Origin of the sequence: Serratia symbiotica (Periphyllus acericola) (assembly GCF_964019515.1) — a bacterium.
Taxonomy (GTDB): Bacteria; Pseudomonadota; Gammaproteobacteria; order Enterobacterales; family Enterobacteriaceae; genus Serratia; species Serratia symbiotica_D.
Genome location: NZ_OZ026452.1, coordinates 930,072 through 947,580 on the forward strand (window position 1 = coordinate 930,072; position 17,509 = coordinate 947,580).

Consider the following 17,509-nt stretch of genomic DNA (forward strand, 5'->3'; position numbering starts at 1 on the left):
GTCAGCATCACACGTTTCATAAAATCTAGTTGTGAGTATATGGGGACGAGTGGCTGACATTCAACAGCCAGAATACAGGAAAGAGAGATGGGGGATAAAATCCCCCATTTTACTGTCTAACATTATGGTTTAACTGGCGAATTATTCACCTGAAGCCTGCGCTTCCGGTTTGCCATAAATCAGCAGCGGCTTCGATTGACCCGCGATCACCGGCTCGTCGATCACCACTTTTTCTACGCTGTCCATCGATGGTAGATCGTACATAGTGTTGAGCAGCGCGCCCTCCACGATGGAGCGCAGACCACGAGCGCCGGTTTTACGCGCCATGGCTTTCTTAGCAATGGCGTTCAGCGCCTCGTCACGGAACTCAAGCTCAGCACCTTCCAGATTGAACAATGCTTGATATTGCTTGGTCAAGGCATTTTTCGGCTCTTTCAGGATCTGGATCAGAGCATCTTCACTTAGCTCGCTCAACGTTGCCACTACCGGCAAACGGCCAATAAATTCAGGGATCAGACCAAACTTGATTAAATCTTCCGGTTCGGCCTGTAGCAGCATTTCACCTTCGGTCGCTTTCTCAGATTCTCCTTTGACGGTTGCGCCAAAACCAATGCCGGAACCCCTGTTGACGCGCTGACCGATCACTTTATCCAGACCAGCAAAAGCGCCGCCGCAGATAAACAAGATCTTCGAGGTATCAACTTGCAGGAATTCCTGCTGTGGATGCTTACGCCCGCCCTGCGGCGGAACGGCGGCGATAGTGCCTTCAATCAGCTTCAGCAACGCCTGCTGCACACCTTCGCCCGATACATCGCGGGTGATAGATGGGTTATCTGACTTACGGGAAATCTTATCAATTTCATCGAGATAGACGATACCACGCTGCGCTTTTTGTACGTCGTAGTCACATTTTTGCAGCAATTTTTGGATGATATTCTCCACGTCCTCACCCACATAACCAGCTTCGGTCAATGTAGTGGCATCAGCCATAGTGAACGGCACATCCAGAAAACGCGCCAAGGTTTCCGCCAGCAGCGTCTTACCGCTGCCAGTCGGGCCAATCAGCAAAATGTTGCTTTTACCCAACTCGACACCATTGCTGGTATCGCCGTTGCGCAGGCGTTTGTAGTGGTTGTACACCGCAACCGCCAGCACTTTCTTCGCCTGTTCTTGACCAATGACGTAGTCATCCAGATGTTGGCGAATTTCGTGCGGCGTCGGTAGCTCACTGCGCTCACGATGCGGTGCAACGTCTTTAATCTCTTCGCGAATAATGTCGTTACACAGGTCAACACATTCATCGCAGATATACACTGACGGACCGGCAATCAGCTTACGTACTTCATGCTGGCTTTTGCCGCAGAAAGAGCAGTACAGCAGCTTTCCTGAACCGTCTTTGCGTCTATCTGTCATAAATCAAACCTCTTCTTAGTCTTTGTCCCGCAAGAACATTACGGCGGCAGTGATGCCTCAAACGCCTATCGGGAACACCGAAAACCCTCAACAAAACGAACGATGCCTATTCTGATTACTACACTCTAGCCACTACGTCTAGCTGCGGTGTGTCAGAATGCCGTCAACCAAACCGTATTCTACGGCTTCGTCCGCAGTCATAAAGCGATCGCGCTCGGTGTCGCATTCGATCTGCGCCAATGACTGGCCGGTATGCTCCGCCATCAGTTCATTTATGCGCGCCTTCACTTTCAAGATTTCACGAGCGTGGATTTCGATATCCGTCGCCTGGCCCTGATAGCCGCCCAGAGGCTGGTGAATCATTACGCGCGAATTAGCCAAGCAGAAACGCTTGCCCTTGGCACCGGCAGTCAGCAGGAAGGATCCCATCGAACACGCTTGCCCAATACAAATGGTGCTGACATCCGGCTTGATGAATTTCATGGTGTCATAGATTGACATACCGGCAGTGATCACGCCACCCGGCGAGTTGATGTAGAGGAAAGTGTCTTTTTCCGGGCTTTCCGCTTCGAGGAATAGCATCTGTGCCACAATCAGGTTGGCCATGTGGTCTTCTACTTGACCAGTCAGGAAAATGATGCGCTCTTTCAGCAGGCGGGAATATATGTCGTAAGAACGTTCCCCGCGTGAAGTCTGCTCTACCACCATCGGCACCAAAGCCATGTTAGGTGGAAGTTGGTCTCTTTCTCCACTATATGACATTACCGTCTCCTAATAGAAATTGCTTTGGCGGCTAAAGTTACCCCCTAATACACCAATTCTACTTGAGAACGGTCATGATGGCTATGCTCAAGCATTCAACCCATCCCAAACCTACCCAACGGCTATTTCATCATCCCATGCATTTTGGCAAACAGTCGCTAGATTTTTACACATTTGGGGAGCGATGGCGAGTTTTCAAGCCCAGACGATGACTTTATCGCTTCAGTCCCCAGCATGCCGTTTGACCAATATGTAGCCAAGTAAACATGTGTCTGTTGCTAAGATTAAAGCGGTGATTAATCAGCAACATGATAAAATAAAAGCCCGCAACTGAAGGTTACGGGCTTTTTATTATACAGCCTACAGCGCTCCGCCATTGAAAACTAGAGCGTTCCTTCCGCACTCAAATACGACTATTACGCCTGTTTGAGGCTGGGTTCATCAATTCGCTGAAAGCGATAGCCTTCTCGGTCAATTGTGCTTTTGCCAACAGGGCTTCTACCGCTTGATCTTCCAATGCCACGTTGCGCATATTGTTCATCAGATCTTTGTTCTTACTGTAGAATTCAACAACTTCTCGCGGATCTTCGTAGGCGGAGGCCATTTCCTCAATCAGAGTTTTTACGCGCTCTTCGTCAGCTTTCAAATTGTTGGCAGTGATCACTTCGCCCAGCAGCAGACCGACAGCAACGCGACGCTTAGCCTGCTCTTCAAACAGTTCGCGTGGCAGTTCCAGTGCTTGTTTCTCGTCGCCACCTAAACGCTGTGCCGCCTGATGGCGCAGAACGTCAGCCTCACCATCGATCAGCACAGCAGGCACGTCGATGTCGTTAGTGCTGACCAGGCCGTCGATTACCTGAGTCTTGATACGGTTACGCACGGCACCTTTCAGCTCGCGTTCCATGTTTTTACGCACTTCGGCGCGCAGAGCGTCAACGGAACCATCAGCCACACCAAAGTGCTTGATGAACTCTTCGCTCAGCTCTGGCAACTCGCGCTCTTCAACTTTCTTTAGAACAATAGCGAATTTAGCCGCTTTACCCTGCAGATTTTCTGTGTGGTAGTCTTCCTGTAAGTTAACATCGATGGTGAATTCTTCACCGGCCTTGTGACTGGCCAGACCTTCTTCAAAACCTGGCATCATGCGGCCTTGTCCCATGACCAGCACAAAATCAGAAGCTTTACCGCCCTCAAACTCCTCGCCGTCAATAGAACCGGTGAAGTCAATGGTCACGCGGTCTTCAACCTCTATTGCGCGGTCACTTTCTTTCCAAGTCGCCTGCTGCTTGCGCAAAGTTTCCAACATAGTGTCAACGTCAGCATCGGTAACTTCAACCAATGGCTTCTCGACCTCAATGCTGTCTAGAGCTTTCAGCTCAACATCTGGATACACTTCGAACTCAACAGCGAAGCTGAAATCTTCACCTTCTTTATATTCGCCCGGCAGGTAATTTGGCCTACCAGCCGGATTGATCTTTTCTTTGACGATCGCATCAATGAAGCTGCGCTGCATCACTTCGCCCAGCACGTCCTGACGAATAGAGGTGCCATAACGCTGTTCAACGATGTTACGCGGCACTTTTCCTTTACGGAAGCCATCGATACGAACGCTTTTCGCCGTATTGATCAGTTCTTTCTTAACTTCCTGGCTGATACTTTCGGCGGGTACAGTAATAGAGAGACGGCGCCCCAGACCTTGAGTGGTTTCTACCGAAACTTGCATCTTGTTACCTCAAAAAAATCACAGTGCTCGGTTAGCTCCGCCCAAGTACCAGAGCCGCTACCCATGCAGAACGGAGTTCCCTAATGACAGAAGCGTACCGAAACCATTCCAAAAAATAAAACGCGGCATTATAGCGGTGCATGCGTGGTGAGTCGAGGACAGCAAAGCAACACTGACGCATTAAAACGCACATTCTGCCAATTTGATGGTCAAAGGGCAACCGCAGCCGACCACCGCGTAGCCCTATTGGTCATCACCTGTGTCGTCTTCAAAAGCCAAAACACAAGCTGCCCGCTGGCCGCTCCAAAATTCGTAAGTAATAATACCCCAAATCAAGGGAAAAGTTCCACTGATCACTGTCAATTTTAACCTTAGGCCAAGGTGCCAGCCCCGCGACAGTGTGGTGAGGCCGGTACCTTGGTCTGTTGCCCTTCCCACTCTTTCAGGGTAAAGGTGTGCAAGGCCAGTGCACGCACACCGTTTGCCAGTTCTTCCGATAACACGCCGTAGATCGAACGGTGGCGAGTTATTAAACGCTCGCCAATAAAGCGATCGCTGACCAATACCACCTTGAAATGGCTTTCTGAACCGACCGGAACGTTGTGACGATAGCTTTCATCAACGACATCCAGATGCGTAGGCTCAAATGTCACCATTAACTTTGCTTCTATCTGCTCGCGAACCATAGGATTTCCTTACACCACTGGCATGAAGATCATACTAATCCAGTTCAATATTAGGCTGTGTCCGACCATTTCCAGGTGAGCGCCACCACAACCAATTACCGGACACAGCCTAGCAGAAGCAACCCCATTTTAACGCATCGCCCGGATAAATTTCTGTTTCTTCCGGGACAAATGGTGGTCAACGCGCCATACCTATTGGGATTAATCTGATTAAATCTGTTAAAAAGTTTTTTTTCATCAATAATAAATAAAAATTTATCACTCATGCACATTATGCGCTGTCACCAAGCAGCGACCATGCTATGGTATCAGCACTATGTTGCTCTGATTATGGCTAAATCCGTCGAAAATGAGACAGCAACCATGTTAAAGAAACTTTATCTTCCCTTGCTAGGCGCACTGCTACTGTTAGGTTGTGCGGCCAGCAGCAACACGCTAAACGTGACGCCGAAGATCGTGTTGCCGCAGCAAGTTCCCACCCTGCAAGGCGTCACCGTCAGCATCAATGGCGAGGATCAGCGACAGGATCAAGCGCTGGCCACAGTGAACCGCAATGGCCAATTGGTGACCTTGAGGCCAACGCGCGATCTGCGCTTTCTGTTAAAGGAAGTGCTGTAAAAACAGATGAACGCCCGTGGCTACATGATCGGAAACGCTGGCGCAGTTGATCTGCAAATCGTGGTCAATAATCTGTATGCCGATGTATAAGAAGGCAACCTGCGCTACAACATCACCACCAAAGCTGATATTTCGGTCATCGCCCAGGCGAAGAACGGCAACAAACAGGTAAAAAACTACCGCTCCACATATAACGTGCAAGGCGCTTTCACCGCCACTAACGAGAAAATCACCAGTGCAGTCAATAGCATGCTCAGCGTTGTCATCGCCAATATGGCGCAAGACACCATCATCACCGACTTTATCCAGAAAAATGCGCGATAATGCGACATACCCGATGCCGCGCGGATAATAACCTAAGGATACAGACCGGCAACTCATGTTAAAACAGTATTTGAACATATTCACCCAGCGCAATTATGCCATTCTGCTGCTGCTGGGCTTTGCATCGGGTTTGCCGTTGGCATTATCCTCCGGCACACTACAGGCTTGGATGACTGTCGAAAATATCGATTTGAAAACCATCGGAATCTTCTCGCTGGTCGGTCAAGCCTATGTGTTTAAATTCCTCTGGGCACCCTTTATGGATCGCTACACCCCGCCTTTCTTGGGGAGGAGGCGAGGTTGGCTACTGCTTAGCCAAATCCTGCTGGTTGCGGCAATAGCGGCGATGGGTTTCATGCAGCCAGCACAGCATTTAGGGTTGCTGGCGGCACTGGCAGTGATGGTGGCGTTCTGTTCCGCATCGCAAGATATTGTTTTTGACGCCTACAAAACTGACCTGCTAAGTGCCAAAGAACGCGGTGCCGGCGCAGCAATATCGGTGCTTAGCTACCGGCTGGCAATGCTGGTTTCCGGCGGGATGGCATGGTGGCTAGCGGATCGCTATCTCGGTTGGCAGTTGACCTATTGGCTGATGGCCGGGCTGATGCTGATTGGCATCGCCGCTACCCTGATGGCACCGGAACCGGACAACAGTATCCCGGTACAGCGCACTATGAAGCAGGCTGTGGTCGCACCGCTGCGCGATTTCTTTGCACGTAACAATGCCTGGCTGATCCTGCTGCTTATCGTGACGTACAAAATGGGTGATGCATTCGCCGGTAGCCTGAGCACCACTTTCCTGATCCGAGGCGTGGGTTTCAATGCGAGTGAAGTGGGTCTGGTAAATAAGACCCTTGGCCTGCTCGCCACTATCAGCGGTGCGTTGTTTGGTGGCGTGCTAATGCAACAGATAAGCCTATGCCGCGCTCTCATGCTATTCGGTATCCTACAGGCGGTCTCCAACCTCGGCTACTGGGTTCTGGCGGTGACCGACAAAAACATCTTTACGATGGGCAGCACCATCTTCCTGGAACACCTGTGCGGCGGTATGGGTACTGCGGCGTTCGTCACGCTGTTGATGACTCTATGCAATCGATCATTTTCCGCAACCCAATTTGCGTTGCTTTCCGCGTTCTCCGCCGTTGGCCGTGTCTATATCGGCCCGATCGCTGGCTGGTTCGTCGAGACAAATGGCTGGCCGCTGTTCTATTTATTCTCGATCGCCGCCGCCCTACCTGGCCTGCTATTGCTTGGCATCTGCCGCAAGACGCTTGAATATACTCAAAAGACCGGTAATTTTATGCCACGTGAGGCATTCCCTAGGGCTTATAACTGGACGCTGCGGTTATTAACGCTAGGTTGTACGCTGCTAGGCTTGTGGCTATTGTTGCTGATAGCCGATAATCTGGACTGGTTACAGGTGCCTGGTCTGGCAGAGAGAATGTTGCAGATCGGTGCCGCGTTCAGTCTGATGGGCATCCTGATGGGTAGCCTGTTGGACTCTCTGGCGTTACGCCGTATGCGGGTATGATGTCGCTGGCCTGCGTTCACGCTGGTCAGCAAAAAAATCTTCCAGCGCTAATCTATTGGTAAAAAAAGATCACCGGATGCAAAATTATTTTTTGTCCGCCCAACACGTATTCGAAATCAAATTAAATTCACCCTTAACTCACAATTAGTTTACATCAAAGCCAACCATTTCTTCTGCATTTAAAAATATGCTTCGCCTGTCTGATTCCTCATACCTTTATTTTTCCTTAATATAATCCCTGACATGATGCAACACGACAACGTGTTATTGCCATTTGGTAAATACGCAGCAGGACAACATCTGTGACCTCGTTAACAGAAAGTGCCAACTCAGGCGCTGACATACCTTTAATAAGCATGTTTACAGTACCGCACCCTTCCCGTAAAATGCCCAGACACATGAAAAGACAATAGAGCTTTAGCAATTGGGGTCCTTAGATGAGACTTAAGAAATACAATAAAAGTATTGGGGTAATCTCATTAATTGCAGCAACGGTAGTACTCAGTGGCTGCCATAATATGATATTGATGAACCCCAAAGGAGCAATTGGTATTGAGCAACGAACACTGATTATCACTGCGATCATGTTAATGCTGATCGTGGTAATACCTGTCATTTTTATGGCGTTTACTTTTGCCTGGAAGTACCGAGCCTCCAACAAAGACGCCAAATACCGTCCTGACTGGGCACATTCCAATAAGATTGAAGTAGTCGTCTGGACCATTCCTATCATTATTATTGCCATCCTCGGCACTATTACCTGGAAGACCACTCATGAGCTTGATCCGTTCAAGCAGATTGTCACTGACAAGAAGCCGATGACCATCGAAGTGGTGTCGCTCGACTGGAAATGGCTGTTTATTTACCCAGAGCAAGGCATTGCGACTGTTAATGAGCTAGCTTTCCCGAAAGACGTTCCTATCGAATTTAAGGTCACTTCTGACTCAGTAATGAACTCGTTCTTTATTCCTCAGTTAGGTGGGCAGATTTATGCGATGGCCGGGATGCAAACCAAACTGCACCTGATCGGTAACGAGGCTGGGGAATACGCCGGTATTTCCAGCAGCTACAGTGGCCGTGGGTTCTCCGGCATGAAGTTCACCGCAATTGTGACTCCGACCGAAGGCGACTTTGATCAGTGGGTTGCCAAGGTGAAAGCATCGCCTAATAACCTTAATGCTACCAGCGACTTTAACACACTGGCAGCACCGAGTGAAAACAACCCGGTAGCGTACTTCTCAATTGTCAAACCGAATTTGTTCAAAGAGACTATTGCCAAATTCATGGGCGATATGGACATGCACACTGTCGCTACTGCGCATCCAGGTATGGACATGGGTGAATATACTCACGCCGGAGCTGAGGAATAAACTGATGTTGGGAAAATTAACACTTGATGCGGTTCCATACCACGAACCGATTATCATGGTCACCGTTGCTGCGATTGTTATTGGCATTCTGGCTCTGCTGGCACTGATAACATATTTAGGTAAATGGAAATGGCTGTGGAAAGATTGGCTGACTTCTGTCGACCACAAAAAAATTGGTATCATGTACATCATCGTAGCCATGGTTATGCTGCTACGCGGTTTTGCCGATGCCATCATGATGCGAAGCCAGCAGGCGATTGCGTCCGCCGGTGAGGCTGGGTTCCTGCCTCCTCACCACTACGATCAAATCTTCACCGCCCACGGCGTAATCATGATCTTCTTCATGGCGATGCCACTGGTAGTCGGTCTGATGAATATCGTAGTACCGTTACAAATCGGTGCGCGTGACGTAGCTTTCCCGTTCCTGAACTCCCTGAGTTTCTGGCTGTTTGTGGTAGGTGTGGTGCTGATCAACCTCTCGCTGGGCGTTGGTGAGTTCGCACAAACCGGTTGGCTGGCATATCCGCCACTGTCGGGCAAAGAGTACAGCCCTGGCGTCGGAGTTGATTACTGGATCTGGAGCCTGCAAATTTCTGGGCTGGGTACCCTGCTGACCGGCGTAAACTTCTTCTCTACCATTATGAAGATGCGTGCTCCTGGCATGCCGCTGATGAAGATGCCGGTATTTACTTGGGCGGTACTCTGTACTAACGTCCTGATCATCGTTGCTTTCCCCATTCTGACTGTAACCATCGCATTGCTGACGCTGGATCGCTATCTGGGTACCCATTTCTTCACCAATGATATGGGTGGTAACATGATGATGTACATCAACCTGATCTGGGCTTGGGGTCACCCAGAAGTGTACATTCTGGTGCTTCCAGTGTTCGGTGTGTTCTCCGAAGTTACCGCCACCTTCTCCAGAAAACGCCTGTTCGGTTATACCTCGCTGGTATGGGCAACAATCGCGATTACCCTTCTGTCATTCATCGTATGGTTGCACCACTTCTTCACCATGGGGTCTGGCGCGAACGTTAACGCCTTCTTCGGCATCGCCACCATGATCATTTCTATACCAACCGGGGTGAAGATCTTTAACTGGCTGTTTACCATGTATCAGGGCCGTATACAGTTCAACTCTATCATGCTGTGGACTGTTGGCTTCATCATCACCTTTTCTGTAGGTGGCATGACTGGCGTTCTGCTGGCGGTGCCAGGCGCGAACTTCGTGTTGCACAACAGCTTGTTCCTGATTGCCCACTTCCATAACGTGATCATCGGCGGTGTGGTGTTTGGTTGCTTTGCTGGCCTGACCTACTGGTTCCCTAAATCTTTCGGCTTCCGGCTTAACGAGAAATGGGGCATCCGTGCGTTCTGGTGCTGGATCATTGGCTTCTTCATTGCCTTTATGCCGCTGTACGCTCTGGGCTTTATGGGTATGACTCGTCGTATCAGCCAGAACATCAACCCTGAGTTCCACCCTCTGCTGCTGGTAGCGGCTTGTGGTGCAGCGCTGATTGCCTGTGGTGTCCTGTGCCAGTTAATTCAGATCTTCGTTAGCGTGCGTGACCGCGAGCAGAACCGCGATCTGACTGGTGACCCATGGGACGCTCGCACACTGGAGTGGTCAACTTCGTCTCCACCGCCGTTCTACAACTTTTCCGTAGTGCCACACATTCATGATCGCGATGAATTCTGGGACATGAAAGAAAAAGGTGAAGCCTATAAGAAACCGGCGAAATACGAACCGATTCATATGCCGAAAAATACCAGCGCCGGTATGATTATTGCTGGTTTTAGCCTGGTATTCGGTTTCGCGATGATCTGGAATATCTGGTGGATGGCGATCGCTGGCTTCGTGGGCATGATCGTGACCTGGATAGCCAAGAGCTTCGATGAAGACATTGATTACTATGTGCAAGTTGATGAAATCGAGCGCATTGAAAACCAACACTATGAACAAATCAGCAAAGCAGGCGTGAAACATGTCAACTGATACTCTGATTACCCCTAACGCAGCCCATGCTCTGCATGGGCATTACGACGCAGGAGAGACCAAAGTCTTTGGATTTTGGATCTACCTGATGAGCGATTGTATTTTGTTTGCATGCTTGTTCGCGACTTATGCTGTACTGGCGAACGGAACCGCAGGGGGTCCTGCGGGCAAAGACATCTTCGAGCTGAAGTTTGTCTTGGTTGAAACTTTCCTGCTGTTATTCAGCTCCATCACCTACGGCATGGCAATTATCGCCATGAAAAAAGGCAAAGTGGGTGGCGTAAATATCTGGCTGTTCCTAACCTTCCTGTTTGGTCTGAGCTTCGTCGCGATGGAAAGCTATGAGTTCCATCACTTGATCGTCGAAGGCTTTGCTCCAGATTGCAGCGCATTCCTGTCCAGCTTCTTTGCGCTGATTGCGACTCACGGTCTGCATGTGTCTATCGGCTTGATTTGGATCGCCATCATGATGATTCAAGTGAGTCAACGCGGTCTGACCTCAATCAATAAAACCCGTTTTATGTGTCTGAGCCTATTCTGGCATTTCTTGGATGTGATTTGGATTTGCGTATTTACAGTTGTCTACCTTCTGGGGGTTATGTCATGAGTCATTCATCCCATGAAACTTCTCACGGCGGCGCAAGCTACGGCAGCGTTAAGTCATATCTTATCGGCTTTATCTTGTCGATCATCCTGACGGTAATTCCATTTGCTATGGTGATGAAAGACTCCGCTTCTCATGCCACCATCCTAGCGGTTGTTGTTGGCACGGCAGTGATTCAGGTGCTAGTTCACCTGATTACCTTCCTGCACATGAACACCTCATCGGAAGAGCGCTGGAACTTGGTAGCATTGCTGTTTACCGCTATGGTCATCGGTATCGTTGTTGTAGGTTCACTCTGGATTATGTATAACCTCAACATCAATATGATGATCAGTTAACAATCGAGCTGCACGTGATGATTAAGCAATACCTGCAAGTCACTAAACCAGGAATTATTTTCGGCAATTTAATTTCTGTTGTTGGGGGATTCCTGCTTGCCTCCAAAGGCAGCATCGATTATCTCTTGTTCCTCGCTACCTTTCTGGGCGTCTCGTTGGTGGTCGCTTCAGGCTGTGTGTTTAACAACTACATCGATCGCGACATCGATAAGAAAATGGAGAGAACGAAGAACCGGGTACTGGTCAGAGGTCTGATCGCCCCGAGTGTCAGCCTGGTTTATGCTACCGTTCTAGGTATTGCGGGTCTTGCGTTGCTGTATATCGGTGCTAATCCGTTGGCCATGTGGCTGGCGGTGATGGGCTTCGTGGTTTATGTTGGCGTTTACAGTCTGTACATGAAACGTCATTCGGTATATGGCACGCTGATAGGTGGCTTGTCGGGTGCCGCACCACCGGTTATCGGCTACTGCGCGGTGACTAACGAACTTGACACCGGTGCATTGATCCTGCTGGCTATCTTTAGCTTATGGCAGATGCCGCATTCCTATGCAATCGCCATTTTCCGCTTTAAAGATTACCAAGCGGCTAACATCCCAGTACTGCCTGTGGTGAAGGGTATCTCCGTCGCCAAGAATCATATCACTATTTATATCCTAGCGTTTATGATCGCCACGCTGATGTTGACCCTAAGCGGCTACGCCGGCTACAAGTACCTGCTCGTCGCTGCGGCGGTGAGCGCATGGTGGCTGGGCATGGCACTACGCGGTTACAAAACTGAAAATGACAGCATCTGGGCGCGCAAATTATTTGTGTTCTCTATCGTTGCCATCATTTCTCTGAGTGTGATGATATCGATCGACTTCAGTGTCACAGCTATGCCAGGAGCGCTGTTAACCTACGTTCGGTAAGCCAAATTGGCTGTAGATGAGCTGCTTCTGTGGCTCATTTTATTTCTATCTGCGAAAAGCGGCCAAACGGTAATATCTGTTAAACAACATTAGGTTTACCCGCCCCGTCCTTCACACTAAAATGACGCAGAATAGAGTCCCTTCTCTTAGGCACTATCTTCCTTCAAGTGCCTGATAGAAAAGTTTTTACCGAGGTTTGATGTGAATGATAACACAATGACCCCACTGGAGCTGCGCGCCACCTGGGGGCTGGGTACCGTGTTTTCACTGCGCATGCTTGGCATGTTTATGGTGCTGCCGGTGTTAACTACCTACGGCATGGTGCTCACAAGTGCCAGCGAGGCGCTGATCGGCATTGCCATCGGCATCTATGGCTTGGCACAAGCAGTATTTCAAATTCCGTTCGGCCTGATTTCCGATCGTGTTGGCCGCAAACCGCTGATCGTATGTGGATTGTTGATCTTTGCAACTGGCAGCATGATCGCCGCAACCACTGACTCTATTTGGGGTGTGATCCTTGGCCGGGCACTGCAAGGTTCCGGTGCCATTTCGGCGGCAGTGATGGCAATGTTATCCGATCTGACTCGCGAACAAAACCGCACTAAAGCCATGGCGTTTATTGGCGTAAGCTTCGGTATTACCTTTGCCATCGCGATGGTACTGGGGCCAATCGTTACCCATACCTTTGGCCTGCATGCGCTGTTCTGGATGATCGCCGTGCTGGCACTTGCTGGCATCGTGATAACCTTGGCTATCGTACCTTCTGCCGATCACCACGTGCTGAACCGTGAGTCAAGCATGGTGCGCGGCAGCTTCAGCAAGGTGCTAAGCAATTCGCGGCTGCTGAAGCTCAACGTCGGTATCATGTTCCTGCATATTCTGCTGATGTCGAGCTTTGTAGCGCTACCACTGGCGATGGAAAAAGCCGGGTTGGCAGCCTGGGAACATTGGAAAGTCTATCTGGTCACTATGCTGGTGTCGTTCGCCACCGTGCTGCCTTTCATTATCTACGCCGAGAAATATCGCCGCATGAAGCAGGTATTCATGGGCTGCGTGGCGATGCTGTTCTGCGCTGAAGTACTGCTATTGCTGTCTAACACTCACCTGTGGGGCATTATTACTGGCGTGCAGTTGTTCTTTATGGCATTTAACGTGATGGAGGCGATCTTACCTTCGTTGATCAGTAAAGAATCTCCAGCCGGCTATAAGGGTACTGCAATGGGGGCTTACTCCACCAGCCAATTTATCGGTGTGGCGATCGGTGGCAGCCTGGGCGGTTGGTTATATAGTCTGCAAGGCGCAGGGCTGGTGTTTATCGCCGGCGCGGTGCTTGCCGCTCTCTGGTTCCTGATCAGTAGCACCATGAAAGAACCCCCTTACGTCAGTAGCCTACGCATCACACTGTCAGCACTGGCGGTGAAAGATTTAGCGCTGGAAAGCCGCCTGAAAGCCCAGCCCGGCGTGGCGGAAGTAATTGTAGTGCCGGAAGAGCGCAGCGCCTACATCAAGGTCGATATCAAACAGACCAGCCGGAGCCAACTTGAAGCGCTAATGAATTCATGATAAAAAACCAGAGCCAACATACTGGCTCTGCTTGGTTAATCGCATAAGTTCTTGAATTGGAATCGCTGCTCCAGATCCGCGTCACGCACCAGCGCCATCACGCTTTGCAGGTCGTCGTGCGATCTACAGGTTACGCGCACTTTATCGCCCTGGATCTGCGTCGGGACCCTCAGCTTGCTGTCTTTAATCAGCTTGAAGATTTTCTTCGCCTAGATAGTGTCGATACCCTGCGTCAGCTTGGCATCCACGCTGAAGGTTTTTCCGCTGTGGGTCAGTGCGTCCGGGATCTCTAACGCGCCGCCTTCGATACTGCGCTTACTTAATTTTTCGCGCAAAATATCGAGCAACTGCTGCACCTGGAAATCGGATCCAGGCAACCTTGATGCTTTCGTTTTTCTCGTTTAATTCTTTTTCTCGTTTAATTCAAAGCTAGCTGGCACATTACGAAAATCCCAGCAGGTACTGAGATCGCACGAGGCGTTTTCAACGGCGTTACGCACTTCCTGCATATCAATTTCAGAAACAATGCTGAAAGATGGCATACTTCTTTCTCCTGAATGAATACCTTAGACAATTTTAATGCCGTATATGATAACCGCTTTACCCTATCAGGCAAAATTTGCGGAATGCCCTATGGATAATGCCTAGGGTAGCAACAAAGTCTAAATTTAGCTATCAGTCATTGAGCGGTATTGCCAAGGAGTCTAGATGAAAATAACTATTCTTGGTTGCGGTGCGCTCGGACAACTGTGGTTATCGCGGCTGTATCAGCAGGGTCACGATGTACAGGGATGGTTAAGGGTGCCACAGCCCTTCTGCCCAGTGAAGGTGATCAAATCTGATGGGATCTGGTGCAACCACACTTTGCCTGCCAACCATTTTGACCACCTGGCGCACAGTGAACTACTGCTGGTTACGCTTAAAGCCTGGCAGGTTGCCGCCACCGTCAGCCCACTGCTGCCAAAGCTGAACGCCAACTGCGCCATTCTGCTGTTACATAACGGTATGGGCACCCAGGATGAACTGCCGCCAAGCTCTCACCCAATGCTTGCAGGCACTACCACCCACGCAGCGCGCCATGACGGCAACAGTATTGTTCATGTCGCCAGCGGCACCACCCACATCGGCCAGACATCGCCAGCGGCGCAGCACCTCAACCATTTGGCGGAGGTGTTGCATCAAGCTTTGCCCGACGTAGTTTGGCATAACAACATCGCCTCGGCAATCTGGCTCAAACTGGCAGTCAACTGCGTGATCAATCCGTTGACAGCGCTATACAATTGCCGCAACGGCGAGCTACAGCGCTATCCGCAACAGATTGCGGCCATCTGTCACGAAGTCGCCAGCGTTATGGAGCGAGAAGGCTATCACACCGCTGATGAAACGCTTAGGCAGTATGTCATGGCAGTGATTCAGAACACGGCGGATAACATCTCCTCAATGCTGCAAGACATTTGCACCCAGCGACCTACCGAGATTGACTATATTACCGGCTACCTGCTACGACGCGCGCGCCACCACGGCATTACCTTACCGGAAAACACGCGGCTATTTAAATTTGTTAAGCAAAAGGAAAATGAATATGAGCGTATCAGCACTAGTCTGCCTGGCACCGGGTAGTGAAGAAATTGAAGCCGTCACCACCATCGATTTGTTGGTGCTGGCCGGCGTCAAAGTCGCCACCGCCAGCGTGGCTGGCGGTGGCGACCTAACCATTAAACTGCTGGCCGACGCGCCGCTGGTATCGATCGCCGATCAGCCCTTTAACGCTATCGTACTGCCCGGTGGAGTGCAAGGTGCCGAATGCTTCCGTGACAGCCTGCTGCTGGTAGAAAAAGTGCGTCCGACACACTTGCAGGGCAACATCGTGGCGGCTATTTGCGCCGCGCCCGCGCTGGTATTGCAGCACCACGATCTGTTCCCGATCGGCAATATGATCGACTTTCCCGGCCTAAAAGAGCAAATCCCGGCGAAAAAATGGCTAGAGCGACGGGTAGTGTATGACGCGCGCGTTAATTTGCTCACCAGACAAGGGCCGAGAACTGCGATAGAATTTGCGCTAAAACTGATCGATTTGCTGCTCGGCAAAACCAAAGCGGCGGAGATCGCCGCGCAACTGGTGCTGATCCCGGGGATGTACGATTTACGCGATTAGCCATTTTTCTGTTCTGCGAGCAAAATATAAAATCCCCAAAATAATTGAAGTGGATTAGGGGCGATAAACTTTTACATTACTATAGCCCTGCTCAAGCAGGTACAGCGCTTGCAGACGGCTTATCACACCACGCTCGCAATACAGCAGGTAAGTATTGCTCTGATCCAAAGTGCCGAATTGGCTGCCGAGCTTATAGAACGGCAAGGGTTTCACTTCAACTTGCGCCAATTGTAGCGGCTTGTCTTCCCGCTCATCGTTTGAACGGATATCGAGGATCACATCATCCGAGCAAAAGTCCACGACGGTCTCTACTTCGGCAACCTGCTCCTGCGCTTGCTCGGCGATGGTGCGGATATCGACGTTTTTCGCTTCGCTCACCACCCGATCGAGAATAGAGAAGTCGAAGTGGCTTTCCTCTTCCTCTATTTTGGCTTTGATGGCCTTTACCGTAGGGCTTTTCGAAATCACGCCGCAATATTCAGGCATTGTTTTGGCGAAATCTTCAGTGCCTATCTCACGCGCGACTTTAATGATGTGCTCTTTGTCATGGGAAATCAGCGGACGCAAAATCAGCGTATCCGAGGCATTGTCGATCAGACGCAGGTTGGTCAGTGTCTGGCTTGATACCTGACCCAGCGCCTCACCGGTCACCAGCGCCTGCACCCCGTAACGTTCGGCAACCTGTGAAGCAGCACACACCATCATGCGCTTCAACACCACACCCATCTGGCCGTCGTCGACCTTCTCCAGTATTTCGCCCACAACTGGCTCAAAGTCGATGGAAACGAAATGCACCTTGTGCGAGCTGGCGAAGCGGTTCCACAGGTAGTGAGCTACCTGCTTGACGCCGATCTCATGTGCCGCGCCGCCTAAGTTGAAGAAACAGAAATGCACACGGCAGCCACGGCGCATCAGCATATAGCTCGACACGCCTGAATCAAAGCCGCCGGAGATCAGCGACAGCACATCTTCCTGAGTGCCAACGGGATAACCACCGATGCCCTCGCTGCGCCCCTTGACCAACATCAGCTTGTTGCCTTCAATTTCCAGATTCACCGTCACCTGTGGGCAGGAGAGATTCACGCGAGCACTTTCAATATGCTGGTTCAAACCACCGCCAACATAGCACTCTAGATCCTGCGAGTTTAAATCCTGCGTACCTCGGCATTTAACCCGCACACAGAAGGTTTTCCCTACCAACTGCTCACGGTAAGCGGCCAGCGTCTGTTCAAAGATGTGGTGAACATCGGTATAGGTGCGATCTTCCACTGCCAAAATATGATGGATACCAGGAATGCGTGTCAGCGCGTCAGCAATCACTGGCTGCTGTTTTTCATCTTTGGCACGAACTTCAATATGATCCCAGTGACGGACTACCGCCAGCGTTTCATCATACTGCTTTAGGACGTTGCGAATATTGGTCGAGAGGATCTTGATAAAGCGCAAACGCACGGATTGGCTCTTGATGGTGATTTCCGGGAATAATTTAATGATAAACTTCATGGCCATCTTTTTTAT

The 17,509-nt window shown here is 50.3% G+C and carries 14 protein-coding genes and 2 pseudogenes; 10 read left to right on the forward strand and 6 right to left on the reverse strand.

Features of this window, described 5'->3' with window-relative positions; all coding sequences use genetic code 11:
- Positions 1-141 precede the first annotated feature (141 nt).
- The 4 genes from clpX to bolA form a co-directional block, all read right to left on the reverse strand.
- A complete protein-coding gene (clpX, locus tag AACL06_RS05175) occupies positions 142-1,413 on the reverse strand; it encodes an ATP-dependent protease ATP-binding subunit ClpX (protein ID WP_339038214.1) in 1,272 nt (423 codons plus the stop codon).
- Between the two features lie 138 nt (positions 1,414-1,551).
- On the reverse strand, positions 1,552-2,175 hold the full coding sequence (gene clpP / locus AACL06_RS05180; protein WP_339038216.1) for an ATP-dependent Clp endopeptidase proteolytic subunit ClpP: 624 nt from the start codon (positions 2,173-2,175) through the stop codon (positions 1,552-1,554).
- Between the two features lie 403 nt (positions 2,176-2,578).
- Positions 2,579-3,898: a trigger factor gene (tig, locus tag AACL06_RS05185; RefSeq protein WP_339038218.1), complete on the reverse strand. Its 1,320-nt coding sequence runs from the start codon at positions 3,896-3,898 to the stop codon at positions 2,579-2,581.
- A 371-nt stretch (positions 3,899-4,269) separates the two neighbouring features.
- Complete coding sequence (gene bolA, locus AACL06_RS05190) at positions 4,270-4,584, reverse strand: transcriptional regulator BolA (protein ID WP_339038220.1); 315 nt, start codon at positions 4,582-4,584, stop codon at positions 4,270-4,272.
- A gap of 363 nt (positions 4,585-4,947) precedes the next feature.
- Between bolA and AACL06_RS05195 the strand changes: the two are divergent.
- From AACL06_RS05195 to AACL06_RS05230, 8 genes and pseudogenes are all read left to right on the forward strand, one after another.
- Positions 4,948-5,526, forward strand: a pseudogene (locus AACL06_RS05195) (YajG family lipoprotein).
- Between the two features lie 55 nt (positions 5,527-5,581).
- Positions 5,582-7,057, forward strand: a complete 1,476-nt coding sequence (ampG, locus tag AACL06_RS05200; RefSeq protein WP_339038223.1) for a muropeptide MFS transporter AmpG — start codon at positions 5,582-5,584, stop codon at positions 7,055-7,057.
- Positions 7,058-7,494: 437 nt separating this feature from the next.
- Positions 7,495-8,427, forward strand: coding sequence for a cytochrome o ubiquinol oxidase subunit II (gene cyoA, locus AACL06_RS05205; RefSeq protein ID WP_339038225.1), 933 nt, complete (start codon positions 7,495-7,497; stop codon positions 8,425-8,427).
- A gap of 4 nt (positions 8,428-8,431) precedes the next feature.
- Positions 8,432-10,423 (forward strand): cytochrome o ubiquinol oxidase subunit I, encoded by a 1,992-nt coding sequence (cyoB, locus tag AACL06_RS05210; protein WP_339038299.1) that lies wholly within the window; start codon positions 8,432-8,434, stop codon positions 10,421-10,423.
- Positions 10,413-11,030, forward strand: coding sequence for a cytochrome o ubiquinol oxidase subunit III (locus AACL06_RS05215; protein WP_339038227.1), 618 nt, complete (start codon positions 10,413-10,415; stop codon positions 11,028-11,030). Before cyoB ends, AACL06_RS05215 begins: the two co-directional genes overlap by 11 nt.
- Positions 11,027-11,365, forward strand: a complete 339-nt coding sequence (locus AACL06_RS05220) for a cytochrome o ubiquinol oxidase subunit IV (protein ID WP_339038229.1) — start codon at positions 11,027-11,029, stop codon at positions 11,363-11,365. The genes AACL06_RS05215 and AACL06_RS05220 overlap by 4 nt, the downstream gene beginning before the upstream one ends.
- A 17-nt stretch (positions 11,366-11,382) precedes the next feature.
- Positions 11,383-12,273 carry a heme o synthase gene (gene cyoE, locus AACL06_RS05225; protein WP_339038231.1) on the forward strand — a complete coding sequence of 297 codons (891 nt, stop codon included), beginning with the start codon at positions 11,383-11,385 and terminating at the stop codon, positions 12,271-12,273.
- Between the two features lie 201 nt (positions 12,274-12,474).
- The gene (locus AACL06_RS05230; protein ID WP_339038233.1) at positions 12,475-13,836 is read left to right on the forward strand and encodes an MFS transporter; all 1,362 of its coding nucleotides are present in this window, start codon (positions 12,475-12,477) and stop codon (positions 13,834-13,836) included.
- Positions 13,837-13,871: 35 nt separating this feature from the next.
- Here AACL06_RS05230 and AACL06_RS05235 read toward each other — a convergent pair.
- Positions 13,872-14,378: pseudogene (locus AACL06_RS05235) on the reverse strand (YajQ family cyclic di-GMP-binding protein).
- 166 nt (positions 14,379-14,544) lie between these two features.
- On the opposite strand from AACL06_RS05235, the gene panE reads away from it, so the two are divergent.
- Together panE and yajL are read left to right on the forward strand one after the other, a co-directional pair.
- Positions 14,545-15,456, forward strand: a complete 912-nt coding sequence (gene panE, locus AACL06_RS05240; protein ID WP_339038235.1) for a 2-dehydropantoate 2-reductase — start codon at positions 14,545-14,547, stop codon at positions 15,454-15,456.
- Entirely contained in the window at positions 15,419-15,991 is a 573-nt protein-coding gene (gene yajL / locus AACL06_RS05245; RefSeq protein WP_339038236.1) for a protein deglycase YajL, read from the forward strand. The genes panE and yajL overlap by 38 nt, the downstream gene beginning before the upstream one ends.
- 54 nt (positions 15,992-16,045) lie before the next feature.
- Here the strand turns inward: yajL and thiI are convergent, their stop codons facing one another.
- Positions 16,046-17,494: a tRNA uracil 4-sulfurtransferase ThiI gene (gene thiI / locus AACL06_RS05250; RefSeq protein WP_339038238.1), complete on the reverse strand. Its 1,449-nt coding sequence runs from the start codon at positions 17,492-17,494 to the stop codon at positions 16,046-16,048.
- Positions 17,495-17,509: the final 15 nt, after the last annotated feature.